Origin of the sequence: Coprococcus sp. AF102-57, from assembly GCF_027686195.1 — a bacterium.
GTDB lineage: Bacteria > Bacillota > Clostridia > Lachnospirales > Lachnospiraceae > Allocoprococcus > Allocoprococcus comes.
Window position 1 is genome coordinate 73,522 of record NZ_JAQCSY010000001.1, and the last position, 23,683, is coordinate 97,204.

At 43.1% G+C, this 23,683-nt stretch carries 20 protein-coding genes and 1 tRNA gene; 3 read left to right on the forward strand and 18 right to left on the reverse strand.

The annotated features are described in order from the left end of the window. Positions 1-87: 87 nt before the first annotated feature. Both carB and PGZ10_RS00390 read right to left on the reverse strand, forming a co-directional pair. Positions 88-3,288, reverse strand: a complete 3,201-nt coding sequence (carB, locus tag PGZ10_RS00385) for a carbamoyl-phosphate synthase large subunit (protein WP_270540431.1) — start codon at positions 3,286-3,288, stop codon at positions 88-90. Next, positions 3,288-4,358 (reverse strand): carbamoyl phosphate synthase small subunit, encoded by a 1,071-nt coding sequence (locus PGZ10_RS00390; protein WP_117558244.1) that lies wholly within the window; start codon positions 4,356-4,358, stop codon positions 3,288-3,290. The genes carB and PGZ10_RS00390 overlap by 1 nt, the downstream gene beginning before the upstream one ends. A gap of 237 nt (positions 4,359-4,595) precedes the next feature. Here PGZ10_RS00390 and PGZ10_RS00395 point away from each other — a divergent pair. Continuing rightward, positions 4,596-4,668: transfer RNA gene (locus PGZ10_RS00395), tRNA-Thr, on the forward strand. A 90-nt stretch (positions 4,669-4,758) separates the two neighbouring features. Here PGZ10_RS00395 and PGZ10_RS00400 read toward each other — a convergent pair. Then, on the reverse strand, positions 4,759-4,965 hold the full coding sequence (locus tag PGZ10_RS00400; RefSeq protein ID WP_022220917.1) for an alpha/beta-type small acid-soluble spore protein: 207 nt from the start codon (positions 4,963-4,965) through the stop codon (positions 4,759-4,761). A 228-nt stretch (positions 4,966-5,193) separates the two neighbouring features. Then, positions 5,194-6,453 carry a peptidoglycan-binding protein gene (locus PGZ10_RS00405; RefSeq protein WP_270540432.1) on the reverse strand — a complete coding sequence of 420 codons (1,260 nt, stop codon included), beginning with the start codon at positions 6,451-6,453 and terminating at the stop codon, positions 5,194-5,196. A 128-nt stretch (positions 6,454-6,581) separates the two neighbouring features. Here PGZ10_RS00405 and PGZ10_RS00410 point away from each other — a divergent pair, with 128 nt between their 5' ends. Further along, the gene (locus PGZ10_RS00410; protein ID WP_270540433.1) at positions 6,582-7,805 is read left to right on the forward strand and encodes a transglutaminase domain-containing protein; all 1,224 of its coding nucleotides are present in this window, start codon (positions 6,582-6,584) and stop codon (positions 7,803-7,805) included. Between the two features lie 40 nt (positions 7,806-7,845). On the opposite strand, the gene recG is transcribed toward PGZ10_RS00410, so the two are convergent. The 12 genes from recG to PGZ10_RS00470 all read right to left on the reverse strand — a co-directional run bounded on the left by recG (position 7,846) and on the right by PGZ10_RS00470 (position 18,173). Continuing rightward, a complete protein-coding gene (gene recG, locus PGZ10_RS00415) occupies positions 7,846-9,906 on the reverse strand; it encodes an ATP-dependent DNA helicase RecG (protein ID WP_173689768.1) in 2,061 nt (686 codons plus the stop codon). A 4-nt stretch (positions 9,907-9,910) separates the two neighbouring features. Further along, positions 9,911-11,578: a DAK2 domain-containing protein gene (locus tag PGZ10_RS00420; protein WP_270540434.1), complete on the reverse strand. Its 1,668-nt coding sequence runs from the start codon at positions 11,576-11,578 to the stop codon at positions 9,911-9,913. Positions 11,579-11,595: 17 nt separating this feature from the next. After that, on the reverse strand, positions 11,596-11,955 hold the full coding sequence (locus PGZ10_RS00425; protein WP_173687587.1) for an Asp23/Gls24 family envelope stress response protein: 360 nt from the start codon (positions 11,953-11,955) through the stop codon (positions 11,596-11,598). A gap of 44 nt (positions 11,956-11,999) precedes the next feature. Next, a complete protein-coding gene (locus tag PGZ10_RS00430) occupies positions 12,000-12,122 on the reverse strand; it encodes a hypothetical protein (RefSeq protein WP_270540435.1) in 123 nt (40 codons plus the stop codon). Positions 12,123-12,245: 123 nt separating this feature from the next. Then, positions 12,246-12,434 (reverse strand): 50S ribosomal protein L28, encoded by a 189-nt coding sequence (rpmB, locus tag PGZ10_RS00435; protein WP_022219990.1) that lies wholly within the window; start codon positions 12,432-12,434, stop codon positions 12,246-12,248. A 107-nt stretch (positions 12,435-12,541) separates the two neighbouring features. Then, a complete protein-coding gene (locus PGZ10_RS00440) occupies positions 12,542-13,255 on the reverse strand; it encodes a CpsD/CapB family tyrosine-protein kinase (protein WP_270540436.1) in 714 nt (237 codons plus the stop codon). A 44-nt stretch (positions 13,256-13,299) separates the two neighbouring features. Beyond that, a complete protein-coding gene (locus tag PGZ10_RS00445; protein ID WP_243002833.1) occupies positions 13,300-14,007 on the reverse strand; it encodes a CpsB/CapC family capsule biosynthesis tyrosine phosphatase in 708 nt (235 codons plus the stop codon). Between the two features lie 82 nt (positions 14,008-14,089). Beyond that, positions 14,090-14,698 carry a hypothetical protein gene (locus tag PGZ10_RS00450; protein ID WP_181974545.1) on the reverse strand — a complete coding sequence of 203 codons (609 nt, stop codon included), beginning with the start codon at positions 14,696-14,698 and terminating at the stop codon, positions 14,090-14,092. 63 nt (positions 14,699-14,761) lie between these two features. Then, positions 14,762-15,745: an LCP family protein gene (locus tag PGZ10_RS00455; protein WP_270246615.1), complete on the reverse strand. Its 984-nt coding sequence runs from the start codon at positions 15,743-15,745 to the stop codon at positions 14,762-14,764. Beyond that, positions 15,735-16,511 (reverse strand): class B sortase, encoded by a 777-nt coding sequence (locus PGZ10_RS00460; RefSeq protein WP_055247232.1) that lies wholly within the window; start codon positions 16,509-16,511, stop codon positions 15,735-15,737. Before PGZ10_RS00460 ends, PGZ10_RS00455 begins: the two co-directional genes overlap by 11 nt. Beyond that, a complete protein-coding gene (locus PGZ10_RS00465) occupies positions 16,508-17,218 on the reverse strand; it encodes a YveK family protein (RefSeq protein WP_118198326.1) in 711 nt (236 codons plus the stop codon). The genes PGZ10_RS00460 and PGZ10_RS00465 overlap by 4 nt, the downstream gene beginning before the upstream one ends. Positions 17,219-17,258: 40 nt before the next feature. Then, positions 17,259-18,173, reverse strand: a complete 915-nt coding sequence (locus PGZ10_RS00470) for a sugar phosphate nucleotidyltransferase (protein ID WP_270540437.1) — start codon at positions 18,171-18,173, stop codon at positions 17,259-17,261. A gap of 308 nt (positions 18,174-18,481) precedes the next feature. Between PGZ10_RS00470 and PGZ10_RS00475 the strand changes: the two genes are divergently transcribed. Next, positions 18,482-20,857 carry a phosphoketolase family protein gene (locus PGZ10_RS00475; RefSeq protein ID WP_055157865.1) on the forward strand — a complete coding sequence of 792 codons (2,376 nt, stop codon included), beginning with the start codon at positions 18,482-18,484 and terminating at the stop codon, positions 20,855-20,857. A gap of 190 nt (positions 20,858-21,047) precedes the next feature. Here the strand turns inward: PGZ10_RS00475 and PGZ10_RS00480 are convergent, their stop codons facing one another. Both PGZ10_RS00480 and PGZ10_RS00485 read right to left on the reverse strand, forming a co-directional pair. After that, positions 21,048-21,941, reverse strand: a complete 894-nt coding sequence (locus PGZ10_RS00480) for a LysR family transcriptional regulator (RefSeq protein ID WP_270540438.1) — start codon at positions 21,939-21,941, stop codon at positions 21,048-21,050. 333 nt (positions 21,942-22,274) lie between these two features. Continuing rightward, on the reverse strand, positions 22,275-23,675 hold the full coding sequence (locus PGZ10_RS00485; protein WP_195250249.1) for a uracil-xanthine permease family protein: 1,401 nt from the start codon (positions 23,673-23,675) through the stop codon (positions 22,275-22,277). Positions 23,676-23,683: the final 8 nt, after the last annotated feature.

Genomic DNA, 23,683 nt, shown 5'->3' on the forward strand with positions numbered 1-23,683 from the left:
CCACTGTAGCGTCCGTCTCGTCCCTGCATTTTCCATAACACAAACAGGCAGAGAATCCAATCCCTGCCTGTCCGCATTCATAACATCTTATTCAACTTTCGCAATATCAATCAGTGTAAGCTGACGGATATCTGTATTTTCCAGACTTGTCACAAGTGCTCTTGCAGTATCCATAGCTGTCAGTACATTGACACCTGTCTCGATTGCATTACGACGGATTACAAATCCATCTCGTGCATGATCTGCTCCCTGTGGAGGAGTATCAATTACAAGGTCGATCTCGTGTCCAAGGATCAGATCCATCAGGTTCGGTGATTCCTGCTCAATCTTATTGACCGGAATTGCTTTTACGCCACCTTCTTTTAATGCATCAGCTGTACCGCGTGTTGCAAAGATGCGGTAGCCAAGTGCCTCAAATCTGCGTCCGATCTCGACAGCTTCTCCCTTATCCTCATCACGAACAGTCATGATCATGTTCTTATATTTTGGAAGGTTGATTCCAGCTCCAAGGAACGCTTTGTAAAGTGCCTCGTTAAATGTAGTTGCAATTCCCAGACACTCACCTGTAGATTTCATTTCCGGTCCAAGGCTGATATCAGCACCACGGATCTTCTCAAATGAGAATACCGGCATCTTGATTGCAATATAATCAGCTTCTTTCTGAAGTCCCGGTGTGTAACCCATTTCTCTGATCTTATGTCCGATGATCGCTCTTGTAGCAAGCGGAACGATCGGGATACCTGTTACCTTACTGATATAAGGAACGGTACGACTTGAACGTGGGTTTACTTCGATGACATAAACATCTTCGCCACATACGATGAACTGGATGTTGATCATACCAATTACGTGAAGGGCTTTTGCAAGACGCTTTGTATATTCTTCAATTTTACGCTTTGTCACTTCAGAAATGCTCTGCGCAGGATATACAGAAATACTGTCACCAGAATGGATTCCGGCACGCTCAATATGTTCCATAATACCAGGGATCAGAATGTCTGTTCCGTCACATACTGCATCGACCTCAATTTCTTTACCGACCAGATATTTATCAACCAGAATCGGGTGATCCTGTGCAATACGGTTGATGATTCCGATAAATTCATCAATATCATGATCGTTGATTGCAATCTGCATTCCCTGTCCGCCAAGTACATAAGAAGGACGAACCAGTACCGGATATCCGAGACGGTTGGCAACCTCTTTTGCTTCTTCAGCGGTAAATACTGTATCTCCCTTCGGACGTGGAATATTGCACTGTGCAAGGATCTCGTCAAAGAGCTCTCTGTCCTCTGCAGCATCTACATCTTCTGCGGAAGTTCCAAGAATCGGCACTCCCATCTTCATCAGGGATTCTGTTAATTTGATCGCAGTCTGTCCACCAAACTGAACAACTGCTCCGTCCGGTTTTTCCAGGTCTACAATGCTCTCTACATCTTCCGGAGTAAGTGGTTCGAAATACAGCTTATCTGCGATATCGAAATCGGTACTTACAGTTTCCGGGTTGTTATTTACGATAATAGTCTCGTATCCTTCTTTTGCAAATGCCCATGTACAATGTACAGAACAGAAGTCGAACTCGATACCCTGTCCGATACGGATCGGTCCTGATCCAAGTACTAGAACTTTCTTTTTGCCGGAAGTCTCTTCTACTTCGTTCTGGCTTCCGAATACAGAATAATAATATGGGGTCTCTGCCGCGAACTCAGCCGCACAGGTATCAACCATCTTGTATGCTGCAACGATTCCGTTTGCATGACGCATATCGTGGATTTCTCTCTCATCTTTTCCGGTCAGTCGTGCAATAACATTATCCGGGAATTCAATACGTTTTGCTTCTTTCAGAAGTTCCGGTGTGAGTTCCTGTGTCTTCAGAGCCTGTTCCATCTCAACAAGGATTGCGATCTTGTCGATGAACCATTTGTCGATCTTTGTGATCGCATGGATCTCGTCATAAGAAATTCCTTTGCGGAGTGCTTCTGCGATCATCCAGATTCTGCGGTCATCTACGATTTCCAGTTTTTCCAGAATTTCTTCTTTGGAAAGTGCTGAGAAATCATAAGAAAGCAGGCAGTCTACATGCTGCTCCAGAGAACGGATTGCTTTCATAAGAGCTCCTTCAAAGTTATCGCAAATACTCATAACTTCTCCGGTAGCTTTCATCTGTGTCGTCAACATTCTCTTTGCACTGATAAATTTATCGAACGGAAGTCTCGGCATCTTAACAACACAGTAGTCAAGCATTGGCTCGAAGCTTGCATAAGTTTTCTTTGTAACTGCATTCTTGATCTCGTCCAGTGTATATCCAAGGGCAATCTTTGCAGCAACCTTTGCGATCGGGTATCCTGTCGCTTTGGAAGCCAGTGCAGAAGAACGGCTTACACGCGGGTTTACCTCAATTACACAATATTCAAAGGAGTCTGGATGTAATGCGTATTGTACGTTACATCCACCAGTAATATTCAGTTCTGTAATGATATTCAGTGCCGAAGTACGCAGCATCTGATATTCTTTATCTCCAAGAGTCTGGGAAGGTGCAACAACGATACTGTCACCGGTATGAACTCCGACCGGATCAATATTTTCCATATTACATACAGTAATACAGTTTCCGGCACTGTCTCGCATTACTTCGTACTCGATTTCTTTCCATCCTGCAATGCAGCGCTCTACAAGAACCTGTCCTACACGTGACAGACGGAGTCCGTTCTCAAGGATTTCTTCCAATTGTTCCTGATCATGTGCGATACCACCACCGCTTCCGCCGAGGGTATATGCCGGACGAAGAACAACAGGATATCCGATCTTATCTGCAAACGCGACACCATCTTCTATATTTTCAACGACCAGCGAAGCTGCAACCGGCTCACCGATCTTTTCCATGGTATCTTTAAATTCCAGACGGTCTTCTGCTTTCTTGATGGTTTCCGCCGTTGTACCGATCAGTCTCACATTATGTTCCTTAAGGAATCCTGCTTCTTCCAGTTCCATTGCAAGGTTCAGTCCGGCCTGGCCTCCAAGGGTAGGAAGTACGCTGTCCGGTTTTTCTTTAAGGATCAGCTGTTCTACAACTTCTACCGTAAGTGGTTCGATATAAACGCGGTCTGCAATATCTTTGTCCGTCATGATCGTTGCCGGGTTCGAATTCAGAAGTACAACTTCAAGTCCTTCTTCCTTCAGTGAACGGCATGCCTGTGTTCCGGCATAGTCAAATTCTGCTGCCTGTCCGATTACGATTGGACCGGAACCAATAACTAATACTTTCTTTATGTCTTTATTTCTTGGCATTATTTTGTTCCTCCCATCATATCCATAAATCTGTCAAACAAGTAACCAGAATCCTGTGGTCCCGGGCAAGCTTCCGGATGGAACTGTACTGTGAAAATATTCTTTCCAACGTATGACATTCCTTCGTTTGTATTGTCATTTACGTTCACAAATGCAGGTACTGCAACGCTTTCCGGAATGCTATCAGCATCTACAGCATAACCATGGTTCTGGGAAGAAATATAAACTCTTCCTGTCTGCAGATCTTTTACCGGATGGTTTCCGCCCCTGTGTCCGTATTTCAACTTATAGGTCTTACCACCGTTGGCGAGTGCCATCAGCTGATGTCCCAGACAGATTGCAAAGATTGGGATCTCTGAATCGTATAATTTTCTGATTTCTTTAATAATGGAAGTGCAATCCGCCGGATCGCCAGGTCCGTTCGACAGCATGATACCGTCCGGATTTGCGGAAATGATCTCTTCTGCAGGTGTATTTGCCGGGTAAACGGTAACTTCACATCCACGATCATTTAAAGACCTTGCAATGTTGTTCTTAGCACCAAAGTCCATCAATGCAACTTTTGGTCCATTGCCTTCTAAGACATATTTTTCACTGCAAGTTACTTTGGAAACTACATCTCCTACTTTGTATGCATGAAGTTTCGGAAGTACCTCGTCCAAATTGTAATTTTCATTCGTTGTGATCATACCATTCATTGTACCCTTTTCGCGGAGGATTTTGGTAAGTGCTCTGGTATCAATTCCTGCAATTCCCGGAATATCCTGTTCTTTCAGGAAATCCTGAATTGTACCTTCACAACGGAAGTTGCTTGGCATTCTGGACAATTCTCTTACAATATAACCATCCGGCCACGCCTTCTTGGACTCCATATCCGGTGTAATACCATAGTTTCCGATCAGCGGATATGTCATGACAACGGCCTGTCCGGCGTAAGAAGGGTCTGTCAGCACCTCTAAGTATCCAGTCATTGAAGTATTGAATACAATCTCACTAATCATATCTTTTGTTGAGCCGATGCTTGTGCCTTCAAACACAGTTCCGTCTTCTAAAATTAGAAACGCTTTCATATGTTCACCTTATCCCTTCGTAATACTCTTTTATTCTCAAAAAAGGGGCACTCTTGGAGTCTTTTCAATTCCAGAGCGCCCACACTTTCTCAAATTGTAAAAAGTTTACCATATCTGGTTACAGATTTCAATACCTATTTTTTATGTTTATTTTAAAGTGTAATTTTTTTAAAAAAGAGTTGCTTTTATTCAAAAATTTGATATAATATAATTCGTGACTGCGAAAGCAGTACGAATGCTGGAATAGCTCAGTCGGTAGAGCACTTCACTCGTAATGAAGGGGTCGTCGGTTCAAGTCCGATTTCCAGCTTAGTGGTCAGAGAAAAAGGGAGTGCCTGTTTATCAGACATTCCCTTTTTGTATCCGGCAGAAATGCCTGTGATACCTTCACTGACTGTCCCTATCGACCGGACATCTGTTTTTCCTGTTCTTCGATCATTTTCTTGACCATATAACCTCCGACAGATCCGTTCTGTCTTGAAGTTAAGTCTCCGTTGTACCCGTCTGATAACGGTACTCCCAGTTCACTTGCAACCTCGTATTTAAATTTGTCCAGTGCACCTTTTGCTTCTGGCACGGCTGCTCTGTTTGATGAACGACTTGCCATATTCATTTCCTCCTTTTTTGTAACATTTTGTTTTGTGTTACGCTCCTAGTATATGGAGAATAAATTCAGATTACACTGGGAGGTTTTGTTAATTTTAGCATTTTTTATTTTGCAGTAATCTGCACCAGATGAGTATGAAACATTTTAAACTGAAGCATGACACATTTGGTATTCTTTGCATAAAAGCAGACTTTGGGAGAAACCTTAGATCATAATATAAAATCCAAGTCAGGACAATTCTGCAATTCTGGATACACCTACATAAATTTCGGAAATTTTATACCATGTACGGTAATCAACAGTTCCGGTTACCGGAAGCCCGAACACCGACTGGAATTTTCTGACGGACGATGCTGTTGCCGGACCATAAATACCGTCAACTGTGATTTTCGGAATTGCCGGGTATGCACCGGCAATGACATTTAGCTGTTCCTGCATTTGCCGGACTTTTGTACCAGAAGAGCCCTGTGAAAGGGTATACCCTGGCCATGAAGACGGAATGCCTGAAATTTCTTCAGCGGTATTGATGTAAATATCATCTCCGTAATAATAGCGGAGGATTTCCGACGGAGAATACCCCTGATCACCAAGTGCTTTAGAACCCCATTGGGTCATCCAGTTCGGACACTGAACCTGTCTTCCGTCACAGTATTGTGTCAGAATCGGCTGCCTTACATTCGGTCTGGAAAGATAATCTGCAAACAGTTCGTCCACCACTGTAGAAATGGAGTCAAAAACATTCCGTTCCGGAATCCATTTGTGATCAAAAGCCGTAGAAGATGTAATTGTGAAATCATAGCCCTGATTGCGATACCATTCGGTGTAAACCCGGTTCAGCGTAAAAGACATGATTGCCAGTACATTTGCCCGGATCGTATTTTCCGGCCAGGTTGCATAGATTTCACTGGAAGCAACATTTTTGATATAATCTTTATATTTTACATAATAATTCTGTGCAGTAGAATCGCGTGGTGAGCCATTGTGAACAACGATGTATTCCGGCACGACAACTCTGCTTAGCACAATTTCACCGGTTTCGTTTACCGGTTTGATCTCGTTTTCCGGGATTTTCGGCGGATACACACCGTACAGAGTATGTGCAGGAATCACAAAGATTTCCGGGGTCTGGTCTTCCGCGACAAGTGGACGCAGACGAATCTTCTGAATTGCCGTCACACCGGCCAGTATTTCCGTTCCTGCGATGTTGACCGGCTCGAATCCCGGAGCGTTTACTTCCAGAGTATATTCCGCATATGGCTGTTCTTCATTTGTTACATCCAGGCTATACTCCACAGGCGGTGCGTCAAGCTCAATGGTTTCACTTTGTCCGGAACTATCGGTTGTCAGTTCTTCCAGTGTGTTTTCAGGAATACCTGTATAGGAAATACGGATTGACGCATCTGGAACAGGAAAAGAATCAACAGACGAAGTAATCTGTATCTGCAAATTCCCCCGGTCAGAAGTCTGCATGGCTTTCAAAAATCTCATAGCTGATATCCTCAAGGCTTTTTATACTGTCAGAAACATTATATGTAAAAAATGTCCGTGTTGTGCAAAAATGAAGGGTATGTTATGATGAAACATACAGATGAGTATTTGGAGGAATTAAATAGATTATGCGAAAAAAGATGCATCAAACAGGGAAATTTTTTTCGTTCATTCTTTTGGGACTTGGCTGTCTTTGTCTTATATCCGGAGGAATCCTGATCGGCAGACAAATGTCAGCCAATCCGAAAGCAGAGAATTCTGCGCAGGAAGAAGTTCCTTACGAACAGGAAAAACTTACGGATGCAGAGGTTACCGGGAAATTCTACTATGAACAGCTTTCTGATAAAGAGCAAACGGTTTACCGGGAAATTCTTCAGGGTATCCAGGAAAATAAAAAAGAAATTTATCTGCATTGCAGCAGCGCGGATACTGCAAATGAAGTATTTCAGAATGTGTTAAATGACAGACCGGAAATTTTCTGGTGTGATGGAAATGCAACTTCCACAGAATATTCTCAGTCTGAAGGACAGAGCCGATATGTAGTAATAGAACCCAATTATCTTTATGAGGGAGAAGAAAAAGAACAACGGAATCAGGAGATTGAATCGGCAAGAGCCACCTGTCTTTCTGGCATTTCAGACCTTTCAGATGAATACGAAAAGATAAAATACATTTACACCTATCTCATAAATAACGTAGATTATGATCTTGATGCACCGGATAACCAGAATATTTACAGTGCTCTTGTCGGAAAAAGATCGGTTTGTGCCGGCTATGCAAAAAGCTGCCAGTATCTGCTGCAACAACTGGGTATTTACTGTATCTATGTAACCGGACAGACTACAGATCCAAATGGAGGCGTCGCAGACCATGCATGGAATATTGTTCAGTGCAATGGTCAGTATTATTATGTAGATGCAACCTGGGGAGATCCGATTTTTCTCGGCGAAGATAATGGCTATCAGATACCGAACCTGATTGCTTACGATTATCTCTGCTGCAGCGAAAAAGAGCTAGAAAAAACACATATGATCAGCACGGACTATGTATATCCGTCATGTCAGTCTGAAAATCTGAACTATTATCAAATGAACGGCATGTATTATGATACCTATGAGCCTGGTATGCTGCGAGAAGTGACCGACAGATCGATTGAGAGCCAGGAGGCTTATACGATATTTAAAATGTCAGATGATGCAGTCTATCAGGAGGTCGTGGATGAAATGCATGAAACCCTCATGGAAGAAGGGGCAGGATACCTGGGTGAGCTATATGGACTTTGGCAGGTTTCTTATTCATACAGTGAAGAAGCATCCCTTAACAAATTTATTATTTACTGGTTTTATGAATAAAAAGATAGTGGGCAGAACAATTCGCCCACTATCTTTTTATCTACAACGTCGTTTCCAGATTGTTTCCCGAAACGTATGCCGCAAGCTTTTCACCAAGCAGTTTATATTTTTCGCCTTCTAACAGTGGATCTTCCCTCAGGATTTCCCCCGATGCTTCTCCTGCTTTTTTCAGAAGCTCCGAATCCTGGAACACATCTCCGATCCGGAAATCCATTAATCCGCTTTGCCGGATTCCAAAAAGATCTCCTGGTCCCCGAAGCTTCAGATCTTCATTCGCAATAAAAAATCCATCATTGGATTTGTTCAAGATCTCAAGTCGTTTTTTTGTCTCTTTCGTCTTCGAACCACTCATAAAAATACAATAGGACTGGTGTCTGCCACGTCCTACGCGCCCGCGAAGCTGATGAAGCTGCGCCAGCCCAAAACGCTCAGCATTCTCCACCATGATCACCGTAGCATTCGGCACATTGATACCAACCTCGATAACTGTTGTCGACACCAGGACCTGGATCTCATTCTTTGCAAATGCTCCCATGATCTCGTCTTTTTCTGCCTGTTTCATCCGCCCATGAAGCGCAGCGATCCGAATCTTGTCACCCATTTCACTTTGCAGAAGCTGCGCATAGTCAAGAACATTCTCTGCATCCATTGCCTCGCTCTCTTCTACCATCGGACAAATCACATAGCACTGTCTTCCTTCGGCGACCTGCTTCTGCATAAAGCGGTAAGCAGTCGGTCGGTAACTGGTATCCACCACACAGTTCTTGATTGGCAGACGGTTTGCCGGAAGTTCATCAATCACCGAAATATCCAGATCTCCATATAAAATGATTGCCAGTGTTCGAGGAATCGGTGTCGCACTCATTACAAGAATATGAGGAATTTGTCCTTTCCCGGCAAGTGCCTCTCTCTGACGGACACCAAATCGGTGCTGTTCATCGGTAACAACAAGTGCCAGATTCTGGTATTCCACCTTCTCCTGGATCAGTGCATGGGTTCCCAGAACAATCTGCACTTCTCCCGCAGCAATCCTCTGATAAGCTTCCCTTTTTTCCTTTGCTGTCATCGACCCGGTCAAGAGCTCGGTTTTCACCGGAATCTGATACTTTTCCAGCATCTCTATGATTGATTCGTAATGCTGCTTGGCCAGAACTTCTGTCGGAGCCATCATTGCGCCCTGATAACCGTTCAGTGCCGCCAGAAGAAGAGCCAGAAGCGCTACTATTGTCTTACCAGAGCCAACATCCCCCTGGATCAGGCGTGACATCACTAGCTTTCCGCACATCTCCTCCTGGATCTGTTCCCAGACTCTCTTCTGTGCTCCGGTCAGTTCATATGGCAGATTTGCAAGAAAGCGGTCGATTTCCGACCGCCTTTTTATCACAAATCCGTTTTCGGCACGCTCATTTCGCTCCCTCGTCCTGCGAAGAGCAAGCACGAAAACTAAAAATTCTTCAAATACAAGTCTCTCTCTTGCATGGTAAAATTCTGCCTTATCCAGTGGAAAATGTATCCCGCGGATCGCATAGTTATACTCAGCCAGATGATATCGAAGGCGCAGATCTTTCGGTAGATCATCAGAGACGAGATCCAGATATTCCATCGCACCTTTAACCGCTTTTGCTACCGCATTGTTCGTCATACCGGCAGTTAACGGATAAATTGGCTGAAGAGTTCCACACTTTTTATCGTAACTATCCGGTGGTGAAAATAACTCTGGATGCTCCATAATCAGCTGATCCTTTTTTGAAACTACCCGTCCTCTTATGATAACTGGCATTCCCTGCTTCAATGTATTACGCAGAAATGGCATACGAAACCAGATCACCTTCAAAGTACCAGTCAGATCTTTTACGTATGCTGTCGTAATCTGCATACGCTTTCCTCCTCCAACCTGTACTCTTCCGTATATCACACCTTTTACCGTGCTGATCTTTCCTTCTTCCAGCTCTCCTACGCTTACCGGCTCTTCATATACATCATATCCTCTGGGATAATAACGGAGCAGATCGCCGATGGTAAAAATTCCCATCTTGTGAAACAGTTCCTCGGTTTTTGCCCCGATTCCTTTCAGATTACGGATTTCTGACTGCTCATTCATAAGTCTATTCTACCGCCAACACATAGTAATAAATCGGCTGTCCGCCCATGTGTGCATCTACGTCCATATCCGGATATAATTCTTCAATCTCTGCTGTCAGCTTTTCTGCTTCTTCTTCGGAAACTTCTTCTCCATAATAGAGACTGATCAGTTCAGAATCATCATTTACCAGCTGTGCCAGCATGTCCTTTGTAGTACCATCGACAGACTTACCAACTGCAAGGATACCTGCATCACCAATTCCCATGATATCACCTTCATGGATTTCTTTATCATCGATGTGGGTATCACGGACAGCATAAGTCACCTGACCTGTCTTTACACATTTGATTGCTTCCAGCATCGTCTCTTCATTTGTATCCACATCTTCTTCTGCATTGTAATTCAGAACTGCTGTGATTCCCTGCGGAACGGTCTTTGTCGGAATTACGATAATATCCTTGTCTTCTGTCAGATCACGCGCCTGATTTGCAGCCATTACGATATTCTTATTATTCGGAAGAATGTAAATATAGTCTGCATTTACATGATCGATCGCTGTCAGCATATCCTCCGTACTCGGGTTCATGGTCTGACCACCCTCGATAATATAATCCACGCCAAGTTCTTTGAAGATTTCATTTAATCCTTCTCCGATCGAAACAGCAATAAATCCGACTTTTTTACGCGGCTCTTTGGCTTTTTCTTTTTCTTTCTGGGCTGCTGCAAGCTTTTCCGCATCTTTGATCAACTTTTCCTGATGCTCTTCACGCATATTGTCAATCTTCATACGGGATAACTGTCCATAAGTAAGTGCTTTCTGGATTGCAAGTCCCGGATCATTCGTATGAACATGGATCTTAACAACGTCTTCATCAGCTACACATACGATAGAATCACCAATCGATTCCAGATAAGCCTTAAATTCTACTTCATCCTTTTCTGTAAATTCTTTGTCCAGGAGAATAATAAATTCGGTACAGTAACCAAATTTGATATCCACTGTACTCTCATTTTCAACCTTTGTTGCATTAACAGCCGGAGAAGCCGGTGCAAGTGCACTATAGTCAATCTCTTTGCCGAGGAATGCATCATATGCCCCGCGCAGCACCTCCAGAAGTCCCTGTCCGCCGGAATCTACAACACCTGCCTCCTTTAATACAGGAAGCATATCCGGAGTCTTTGCCAGAACAGTCTCTGCCTCTTCAATCAGCTTCGGGAGAAATTCTTCCAGATCCTCTGTCTCCTCTGCAAGTGTCTGAGCCTTTTCAGCCACTCCTTTTGCAACGGTAAGAATCGTACCTTCCTTCGGCTTCATAACAGCCTTATATGCTGTCTCTTTTGCACGTACAGCTGCTCTTGCAAGTGCAGGTACATCAATTTCACTTTCCGTCTTGATGGATTTTGTGAATCCACGAAGCAGCTGAGAAAGAATAACACCGGAGTTACCTCTTGCACCACGGAGAGAACCGGATGAAATTGCCTTCGCAAGAGAAGCCATATCCATGCCTTCCAGTGCAGTTACTTCTTTCGCTGCCGCCATAATTGTCATAGACATATTGGTTCCTGTATCACCATCCGGCACAGGGAACACGTTCAGTTCATTGATATATTCCTTTTTTGCTTCTATATTCTGTGCGCCTGCAAGAAACATCTTCGCAAGCAGTTCTACATCGATACTCTTTGTTGCCACAACAAGTTCCTCCTTAATTAGTCGATCACGCGGACGCCTTCGATATAGATATTGATCTTATCGACGCTCATACCTGTAAATTCTTCAACTTTATACTTCACGTTGCTGATCAGATTGTCTGTTACTGCTGAAATACTTACTCCGTAAGCTACGATCACATGAAAATTAAGTGTAATCTTATTCTCATCAGAGATTCCGACCTGGATTCCCTTTGTAAGGCTTTCTTTTTTTAAAAGTTTTACCAGACCATCTTTCATGCTGACAGCTGCCATACCGACAATTCCAAAACATTCAACTGCTACAGATCCTGCATATTTTGCGATCACTTCCGGATCGATCGTGATGATTCCTAAATCAGTACTCATACTTCCCTTCATATGCCATCCTCCAATTCTCAAAATTCATATCAATAAATCTATTTTTAAACGTTGAAAATATTATACTCTATTTCCAATGCTTTTACAACCAATGTAGCCCGATAATCAGGCATGCTGACACCTGCCTGATTATACGGCAGCTCACTTAACAGTTCACTGTCGTACATTCGCTAAATACAGATCCAATCAGATTTTTGTGCGAGCACAAATCTGGACAGCTCCGTATTTGGCTCATCGTATACGCAAAAAACCGAAGCTTAAAAGCTTCGGTTCTCATCATTCCGCTCAGATTAAGCTCTTTCAACGCGTCCGGATTTCAGGCAGCTTGTACATACGTACATTTTCTGTGTTCCGCCGTTTTCCGTTTTAACTCTAACGGATTTTACGTTAGATTTCCACATCTTAGATGATCTTCTATGAGAGTGACTTACGTTATTTCCGAAATGAGCACCCTTTTCACAAATAGCACATTTAGCCATGATTGCACCTCCTAACGATCTGAAATGTCCGCTTACAAATCTTGCAGACTCACAACAATAATTATTTTAACAGAAACTTTTAACAATTGCAAGTGTTATTTTCACTTTTATGCATTTTTTGTTTCTTCATTGTGTCCATAATAGCCCTCATACTTCTGTGAGCCATAATATTTGTTATAATATCCCTTCTGGTTCTTACGCTCTACCTTGTTAAGGACAACGCCAAGAACGGACACTCCCGAATTTTCCAGCTGGTCTTTTACATTCTGCACCAGACGGTATTTGGTCTTACCTGCTTCGACAACAATGATCGCGCCATCACTCTGATGTCCGATGATTGCCGCATCAATAACAAGACCAAGCGGCGGACAGTCAATGATAATAGAATCATAGACATTCTTCATGGACTCCAGCATACCGGTAAAACGTTTGGATTCCAGAAGCTCTGTCGGATTCGGAGCCTCCGGTCCGGAAAGAAGAATATGAAATTTCGGAATATTTGTCGCCATAATCACATCTGCAAGCACACACTGTCCGGAGAGGAAGTGTGACAGCCCTTTATCTGCACCGGTAATCTGAAGTTTCGATGCCATAACAGAATTCCTGATATCCGCATCAACAAGAATAACAGATTTTCCCATGTCTGCAATTGATTCTGCCAGCGCAACAGAAACAGAGCTTTTCCCCTCTCTCGGCACACAGCTTGTTACAAGAATGACTCTTTTATCATCTCCGCAAAACTGCAGATTGGTACGCAATGTCCGGATTGCTTCACGCACCCCGTAGCTTTTCTTTTCAATCGATAAATTAACCTTTTTCAACAAAACACCTGCTTTCTTCCCCACGCGGGGCTATCTGAATCTCTTTATCTGCTCTTCCATATCCGTCTTGGATTATCTACAAAAATCTCTTCCGCATAATCCTGTCCCATCTTTTTTCTGACGTAAGTGGCACACTTCCCGAGGTTCATCTTCCGCCCCTCCAGATTGTGTGCATCTGATCCTATAAAATCCACAAGATCATCTTTCATCAGGCCGGCACAGAACTTTTTAATCGTATGTCCTTCATATCCCAATACGGAATCTGCATTTATCTGGATCTGTGCTCCAAGTTTTTTCAGTTCCTGGATTCTCTCCGGTTCCTGACAGCAAAAATACCTTTCAACATGTGCAACGATCGGTCGATATCCCTTGGTGATCAGCTCATAAATGTAATTACGGACCGTGACAAAACTGTCATTGGTTGAAAACTCTGTCAAAACATATCTGCTTCCAAGCATCGTCGGCCGAAGCTTCTTATCAAGATGCCGGATCATCTGCTCATTCCGGTAATACTCGCAGCCAAGCCTCAGTCCAATTCCAACTTCTTCAGCATAATCGCGAAGTTCATGGTATACTCGGATCACCTTTTTCATGGAAGGCTCAAACATCTCCGGTCTGTAATGCGGAGTCGCAATGATATAACGTACTCCCTGCTCATAGGCATCCCGTATCATTGCTCTGGAAGTCTCCATATCCGGTGCTCCATCATCCACTCCCGGAAGAATATGGCAATGAATATCTACCAACAGCAAAACGTATCTCTCCTGTCAAAAAGAAAACGCCCCTCACGGTGACTACCGCCACAAAGAAGCGCTTTCAACATATGTTTGTAAATTATCTAACAGCTTTCTTTTTAAGACCAAATGCTACTGCTATTGCTGCCAGTCCAAGTACTGCAACTGCTGATACAGCTGTTGCGCTTGTAGCCGGTGAAGTAGCTGTTCCTGTAGCGGATGTAAGAGTTGTCTTGTCAACAACAAATGCAACCGGTGACAGTGAACTAAATGTACCTGTTACTGTTCCATCTGCAACAGTTGTATCAATCTTCTCCCAAGCTGATGCTGATCTATTGTAATGCAGGATCTGAACTTTAGAAGAAGCTGTTACGCCTTTCATTACGAATGTGATCTTAAGTGGGAATTTAGCTCCTTCCGGCACTGTAACTTCCTTAACATCAGCAACTGTCATATTCGCATTAAAATCGCTTCCAATTACTTCTTTCAATTTTGCTTCAGTCTTAATGTCTGCAACTGCCTGTGTGTATTCTGCCGGGATCTCAGATGTGATAGAAACATTCACTGCATTACCATCTGTATCTGTTGCGCTGCTTACAGCTGTAACAACTGTAGAAGCTGCCGGGCTTGGTGCTGCAAATGCCGTCATTCCAATGCAAGATACCATAGCTGCAATAAGACCAACTGTCTTTAAGATTCTTGACTTCATTTTCTTTGACCTCCTCACATAGTTTATTTGATATTCGCTATATCAAGCTATACTATACTACAATTACATTATTTTGTAAAACATTTTTAATATTATTTTTTTTAATTCTTTATTGTCTACCAGATACTGCGCATGTCCGTCTTTCTCAATAATCTCACCCGGAACTTTCACGGTGTCCTCTGCAATCTTATAATCTGCCAGCTCTTCCATCTCATCCGCAGTCATATTTGTTGTCATGTAATCCTCCAATTTCTGGTACAGAGAAAGATACTCTGTTTTGCTTTGAATATTCTGCATCTTCTCGATCAGAGCATCCATAAACTGTGACTGACGTTCCATGCGCTGATTGTTACTGTCAAGGACTTCAATATCTCTTTTACGGACATATTTTTCAGCAAGTTCCCCATTAAGAGTAACTTCTGCACCTTTTTCAAATGCAGGATCAACAGCTGTATAATCTTCTGGCACGGTAAGAGTAATTCCTCCAACCGCATCGGTTGCTGCAACCAGCCCCTCCAGCGTCAGTGAAAAATAAGAATCCACATTCACGCCATACATCAGTTCTGATACCTTCTCGGATGTCAGACGGCAGCTCTCTTCTACCCCGTCCCCATATGCGTACTGAAGTGCGATCTGCCCATTTTCCGTCATCAGCCTGTTACCTGTCACATCATAAATATCGATTCCCACCATAGAATCTCTGGAAATCTGAATGATCTGTGCCGTCTTCTCTTCTTTATTAAGGACCAGAAGATTCAGGCTGTCGCTCTGTCCGTTTTCTCCCGGGTTATTACCAAGATCTGCTTTTTCTTCCTTGTCAACACCCATGAACAGAACGGTCTTGATATCCGGGTTGAGTTTGTATTTCTTTCCGTCTTCTTCGATGATTCCGGACTGTGATTCCGTTTCGTCTGCACCCGCTTCTGCCGATGCCTCCTGTTTTTTCTGCGTACCGCTTTTCCCTTTTGTAACCGTATAAACGACACCTGCCAACAGCCCTGCGCAGATAACTGCAAGTATCACGATTACCAGATTTCTATTCTTCATTTGTCAGAACCGCCTCCACAAGAAGTCTATGGTTTGATTCTCCCGTCACACAGGTACTGAGCGACAGGATCCGGTCTTCTGTTCCTACGCTTTCGATATCACTGTAACGGCTTCTCAGGTCTCTGGAATCCTGAAGTGAATCCAGGAAAGCCTGTCTCTGGTCATCCATTACATAATTGAAAGAGTTGATCAGATGACGGTCGTCATAAATAACTGCCGCAAAAATCCGGTAAGTCAGAACATGATCTGGTGTATAAATGATCACATTTGGATATTTTTCAATATATCCTTCTTCCAGATAACGATCCAGTGTATGAAACATGGTATCTACACCCTCACCCATCTGATGTCCGTAAATAACCGTATTGAAATCTGTAAAATTCTTACTGTTGCATGCCTGTGTAAAAATAGCACCATCCGCCGCTTCTACCCGTTCCCAGGTATGAGATAGATAATAATTATCATCCTCATTATTCTGGCAAACCGGATAATCAACGGTTGTTCCATCAATCTTAATCCATGCGTAAATGTCCGGATTTTTTTCCTGAAGAGCAGTAAAATCAACCGGTATCTCCGGCTTTGTCTGCTCTCCGTCATCACTATCTGTTTTTGACGGTTTCACATTTTCCGTTGCCAGCTTTTTTGCATCATCATACGACTGCTTCGTCTTTGCCGCCGTGGCGTAATACCAAATCAGATAACCTGCACAGCAGACTGCTATCACAAGCAACACCGCAACAATAATCTTTCTTGTCCTGTCTTTCAAATCGATTCCCTCTTTTCTGTCGGAATCGCTGCAAGCATATGAAGTCCAAGATATTTTTTAATATCATCTTCATTCTGGACTGTATCGTTAACCAAATATTTAATCACAATAATTCCTATAGCCAAAAATGCAACCGCCAACGCTCCAATTATTGTATTTTTCATCGTATTCGGTGATGAAGCTTTTTTAGGTACCACCGCTTCCTCCACAATCTTAGGTTTATCACTAGACATAACATACGCTACTCGTTCTGCTGTCACTTCTGCAAGTTCATTTGCAATTGCCTTTGCCTCTTTTGCATTCTCATCAATTACCGTAAAGCGCAAAATTCGTGTATCAGTCTGATTATCTGTCTGAATCATTGCCACAAGCTCATCATACGAATATTTCAATTTTAACTTTTCAATCACCTCTTCTATAACTGGGCGGCTCGTCGCAAGAATTTCAAAATCAGCTGTAAGCTGCGATCCCATCTGGATATCTGCAAGAGATGTCACACTGGTTGTCTTCGTTAAAATATAAATCATCGATGAAGCTGAATATTTCGGAGTAAGGAAGAGTTTTGTCCCACTAAACGCAATCACTCCACCTACGATAAAGCACAGAATAATCACCCATAATTTATTCAGCAATAAATGAAAGATCTCGCCAAGATCAATCTCGATCTCGTCATCTCTCTGTGCCTCTAACTGTTTTAATTCATTCATATTTTTCTTTCCTCTTCTGTTTTTTACTTCCAGGATCCGTTTAATTCCACAATTTTTCCGGATAAACGCCATCTTCTGTCATCTTCTTGAATCCGGCCTGTGCAAGTTCTGTATCTTCTTTATAAGTAATACCGATCCATTTATCGTGTGTTTCCAGAACCTTTACATCCACATTTCCTTCTTTTAAAAGATCTCCTACAATATTTGGAAGAAGATATTCTTTTTTCAAAGGATCTCCTACTTCATCTTTTAAAAATTCTGCAAATCTCTCATCCAGAACCTGAATGAAATCCGGATAACCAGCCCACATATTCATAGATACATTAGAATCTGGTGTGATCCACTTCTGAACCTCTTCGCTGTCGCAGTGAACCCCGTCAGCCTGGATACTGATTCCTGTTGTCTCATGAATCTGTTCAAGCATTCCATTTTCATCTACCACGCATACGCCACGGGTAACTGTTCCATTCTCACTGACCGTATTCTTCAGAATAAATCCAGCCATGCCCATCTGCATCTTATCTGCTGTCTCTGCGTGCGCAATCAAGTAATCATGGAGAAGCTTAAACGCTTCCTTTCCATAATAATCATCTGCATTGATGATCACAAACGGTTCTTTTACTACATCTTTACAACACAGGACTGCCTGACCGGTTCCCCAAGGTTTGGTACGTCCCTCCGGAACTTCAAAACCAGCTGGAATATCTGCAAGATCCTGATATACATATTCCACCTCGATCTGATCTCCGATACGATTTCCGATTACAGAACGGAATTCTTCTTCAATATCTTTTCTGATAATAAATACAACCTTGTCAAAACCAGCTTCTTTTGCATCATAAATAGAGTAATCCATAATGATCTCCCCATTCGGAGACATCTTGGCGAGCTGCTTGATTCCTGTTCCAAATCTTGAACCGATTCCTGCTGCCATAATAATCAGAGTAGTCTTCATAATAAATTCTCCCTCACTAAAAAACTGTCAATCTACATTATATACACTGTTTTTCTCCGTCAAAACATTACATTTTAAACGCTTTATTCAAAAATCTTACATAAAAACAGCTATTCGTAATTATACTTCAATTTTTTCACAATGTCTACCACCTATTACGAAATTAAGGAACTCCCCTCTTCCTATCCATAACATTTTGATATGAATATAATTCATTATTGCTATTTTACGTTATCTTTTACTCATGATATGATGAACCCAGTTAAAAAAATAACAAAAATGAATTAGAGAAAGAGAGAGGTACTAAAATGGAAGACAATAAATTATGTCTTGAAAAGCAGCCATTATCTGATGAACTGCTCAACAAAATGAATGCCTACTGGCGTGCTGCCAACTACCTGTCAGCCGGTCAGTTATACCTTCTTGATAATCCGCTTCTGAAAAAGCCATTGACCATGGATCAGATCAAGAAAAAAATCGTCGGACACTGGGGAACCGTACCTGGACAAAACTTCATCTATGTACACTGCAACCGTGTCATCAAACGTTATGATCTGGATATGATTCTTCTTTCCGGTCCGGGACATGGCGGAAACTTCCTGATCGCCAACACTTACCTGGAAGGTTCCTATAGTGAAGTTTATCCAAACATCAGCCAGGATGAGGAAGGCATGAAGAAAATGTTCAAGCAGTTCTCATTCCCATGCGGAGTTCCGAGTCACTGTGCTCCTGAAACACCAGGTTCTATCAATGAGGGTGGAGAACTTGGATATTCAATTGCTCACGGCTTTGGTGCTGTTCTGGACAACCCGGATCTTATCGCTACAGTTGTTGTCGGTGACGGTGAAGCTGAAACAGGGCCGCTTGCTACTTCATGGCAGTCCAACAAATTCCTGAACCCGATCACAGACGGTGCTGTTCTTCCAATCCTTCATCTGAACGGATACAAGATCAGTAACCCGACCATTTTCTCACGTATTTCTCATGAGGAAGTGGAAAACTTCTTCAAGGGCTGCGGATGGAAACCTTACTTCGTAGAAGGTGACGATCCGATGACTATGCACAGAAAAATGGCTGAGACTATGGATGCCTGCATCGAAGAAATCAAAGCAATCCAGAAAAATGCCCGTGAAAACAATGACCCTACCCGTCCGTTCTGGCCAATGATCGTTCTTCGTACTCCAAAGGGATGGACAGGACCAAAGGTTGTTGACGGACTTCAGATTGAAGGATCTTTCCGTGCACATCAGGTACCGCTTTCTATGGAATCACCAGAACATCTTGACCTTCTGAAAGAATGGTTGGAAAGCTACCATGCAGAAGAACTCTTCGATGAAAAAGGACATCTGATTCCGGAACTTGCAGAACTTGCTCCAAAGGGAGATGCCCGTCTTGGTGCAAACCCGCATGCAAATGGCGGACTTCTTCTGAAAGACCTTCGTCTTCCGGATTTCCGCTCATACGGAATCGAAGTAGAACCTGGCAAGACAAAAGCTCAGGATATGATCGAACTTGGCGGATACATCCGCGACATCTTCAAATTAAATGAAGACAGTAAGAACTTCCGTATCTTCGGACCAGATGAAAGTATGTCCAACCGTCTGTACAAAGTATTTGAAGAGCAGAAACGTGACTGGCAGGCAGACTTGCTTGACACTGATGACTGCCTTGCAAGAGACGGACGTATCATGGACGGTATGTTAAGTGAACATATGTGTGAAGGATGGCTGGAAGGATATCTTCTGACAGGACGTCATGGATTCTTTGCAAGCTATGAAGCATTCATCCGTATCGTTGACTCTATGGCAGCACAGCATGCAAAATGGCTGAAGGTCTGCAACCAGCTTTCATGGAGACAGCCGATTGCTTCGCTGAACTTTATCCTGACATCTAATGTATGGCAACAGGATCATAACGGATTTACACATCAGGATCCAGGATTTCTGGATCACATTGCCAATAAAAAGGCAGACGTTGTCCGCATGTATTTACCACCGGATACAAACTGCTTACTCTCATGCTTCGACCACTGCATCAAGAGTAAGAACTATGTCAATGCAATCGTAGCGTCTAAACATCCAAGCTGCCAGTGGCTGACTATGGAACAGGCTGTAAAGCATTGTACACAGGGTATCGGTATCTGGGAATGGGCAAGTAATGACTGCGGTGAAGAACCAGATGTTGTTATGGCTTGCTGCGGTGACACTCCTACTCTTGAAGTTATGGCTGCTGTTACTATCCTTCGTGATGAAATGCCAGAGCTCAAGATCCGCGTTGTCAATGTAGTTGACCTGTTCAAACTGGAATCAGACCACAAACATCCACACGGATTAAGTGATGCAGAATACGATGCAATCTTCACAAAAGATAAACCGGTTATCTTTGCATTCCACGGATATCCGACACTGATTCATGAGCTGACATACGAACGTCACAACCACAACATTTCTGTTCATGGATATCAGGAAGAAGGTACGATCACTACTCCATTTGACATGCGTGTACAGAACCAGATCGACCGTTTCAACCTTGTAAAAGATGCAATCATGCATCTGCCACAGCTTGGCAATAAGGGATCATTCCTGATTCAGAAGATGAACGACAAACTGGTTGAGCACAAGCAGTACATCGCTGAATACGGACAGGATCTGGAAGAAATCAGAAACTGGGAATGGCATAAATAATATCAATCGTTTTCTAATCCAAAATTCTACTTTATAACTTTATACTTACAAATATAAAAATGCTCCGGAACTTTATGATCCACACATAAAAAATTCCGGGGCATTCTCCTTATATTTTTCTTTGCAGATACACATCCCGGCTGCAAAGGATACCGATTTGTACAATCCACTTTGAAAATCTATTTCTTCTTTAGTTCTTCTGACTGCTCAGAAACTTCTGAAACTCCTTCGATGCAATACTCTGAGGATACTCAGTATCATAGATCAGAATAATATTTCTGGTCGGAAGCTTCTCTTCCACTTCGATTTCAAATACATTTTCCGCCTTCTTCTCTTCTTCGGCAAATTCTTCCGGGACAAATCCAATTCCAAGATTGTGACGGACTGCCGGCAAGATCAGGTCTGTCGTCGCAAGCTCCATATCCGGCAAAAACTGCAGACCATGATCTGCAAAATAATTATTCAGGAATTTTCTGGTCAGTGCCTCCGAAGTCAGGCTGATCCAAGGATAAGCCGAAAGCTCCTCCAATGAAATCTTTCTTCCTTTTAATTCTACGTAACGACTGCCGCCGATCAGCACCTCATGGTATTCCCGCAGTTTCTTCATCCTGAGTGGCTTATTTACCTGCAGATCCGTTGACACAAATGCAAGGTCTACCTTTCCTTCTTTTACCGCGTTGACCGAGTCCATGGTACTGTTATTTAAGATTTTGAAATGTACGTTCGGATAAATGCTGTTGAACTCTCCCATTGCCCGGAACAGGAAGCAGTGCAAGGCTGTCTCAGTCGCACTGATATAGATTGTCCCGTTCTCAAGACTGATCAGATTGCTCAGATCATTTTCCCCTTTAAAAAACTGGGCGCACCCTGCCGATACATAGCTGTAAAAGGTTCTTCCCTCCGGTGTCAGCTTCATACCAGATTTGCTTCTGGTAAATAACCGGCATCCCAGTTCATTTTCCAGGTTGTGTATCGTTCTCGTCACCGCCGGCTGGCTCGTCTTCAGAACGCTGGATGCCTTTGTAAGGTTCTCATACTTCGCCACATAATAAAAAACTTTATAATATTCAAAATTAGAATTCATGTGCCTCTCCTTTGTTGTCTTATCCTGTCAGTTTTCATCTGCCGTAAGTATAGCATGCTTTTTTAGTTCTTACAATTGGAATCATAGCTTACTGAACATTCCGATGCTCTATGCAGCAAATACTTCCAAGCTAGTCAAATATAATGAACAAGCTTCTGAAACTGGTCACTTCCACACAAAAAAAGAACTGGCGACACTTTTTATCGTGCCGCCAGTTCCTTATTTGCTCAACAATTTTCGATTATAATTGTTCAGACGCCTGCGCTTCGATCTTTCTTTTTGTCCTCATCCTCGTTCATCTCTTCCTTCTGATTGACTTATTTTTATCACATTTTACAAATCTGTTGTTTTTTTCTTCGGAAGGCAGATACTTAAGATCAATGACACCACGAACACCCCTGCAACTGCATTTCCATTAAAAATATCTCCTACCTCCTTCGGAAATGCAGAAAAGAAGTTTCCGGAAGTCTGTGTCAGTCCGACACCGATACAGAATGCCAGCGATACGATGATCATAGTTCTGTCATCAAACACACACCCTTTGAGCATCTTGATCCCTTCATACATGATCGATCCGAACATCATAACCGTACATCCTCCAAGTACCGCCTGCGGAAGCGAATTGAAAAAAGCTCCAAGTGGCGGGAACAGAGAAGCAAGGATCAAAATCAAAGCCCCCATCAGAATAGTAAAACGGTTGATAACTCCCGTCATAGTGACGAGCCCGATATTCTGACTGAAAGAAGTAAGCGGCAGACATCCAAAGCATCCTGAAATCGCACTGGAAAATCCATCCACGGCAAGAGACCCCTGCAGTTCCTCCATCTTGATATCCCGTCCAAGTGCACCGGTACACACTGCAGTAGTTGCACCCGTTGTCTCCGCTGCCGATACCAGGAATACAATTGCAATAGTAAAGAATGCTCCCAGATCAAAAACCGGTTTATGGGAAGTAAAAAATACAAGCTTGGGAAGGCTGAATACACCAACCTGCTCGATCGTCTTTGTAATTCCTGAAAAATCAACCATCGGTGCAATCCCTGCCACAGTAAATATAATGGACAGAAGATACCCACAGACCAGACCAACCAATACGTTCAGGTTCTTGTATACACCTTTTAACAGATAACGGGCAGCCAGACACACAACCAGTGTGAAAAATCCGACCAGAAGATGATACCACGCTCCAAAATCTTCTGCTCCGTTTCCACCGCCCCAGGAATCCATTCCTACCGACAAGAGGGAAAGCCCAATCGCAATCACCACACATGCCGATACTACCGGTGTCAGGAACCGTTTCCAGTATTTGGCACTCATTCCTACCAGTCCCTCAAAAATACCTCCGGCGATCACCGCACCAACCATCCCTTCATATCCAAGTTCCGAATTGGTACAGATCATCAGCAGACTACCAAGAAAGGTAAAACTGACTCCCATAACAATCGGAAGCCTGGAGCCAATCTTCCATACCGGGTAAAGCTGCAGACAGGTCCCGATCCCCGCTGCAAACATCGCGCACTGCAGAAGCTGCGTAATTTCCGCAGCACTTAAGTGATTCTCCGATCCTCTCACAAATGCCGCACTGCACACGATCAGCACCGGTGCCAGATTCGACACAAACATTGCCAGAACATGCTGGAGTCCGAACGGAATCGCCTTTTTTACCGGCACTCTTCCATTCAGACAGTAAATATTTTCCTCACTCACTGCTTCTGTATTTTTCTCTTTATCCATTTTCCTTT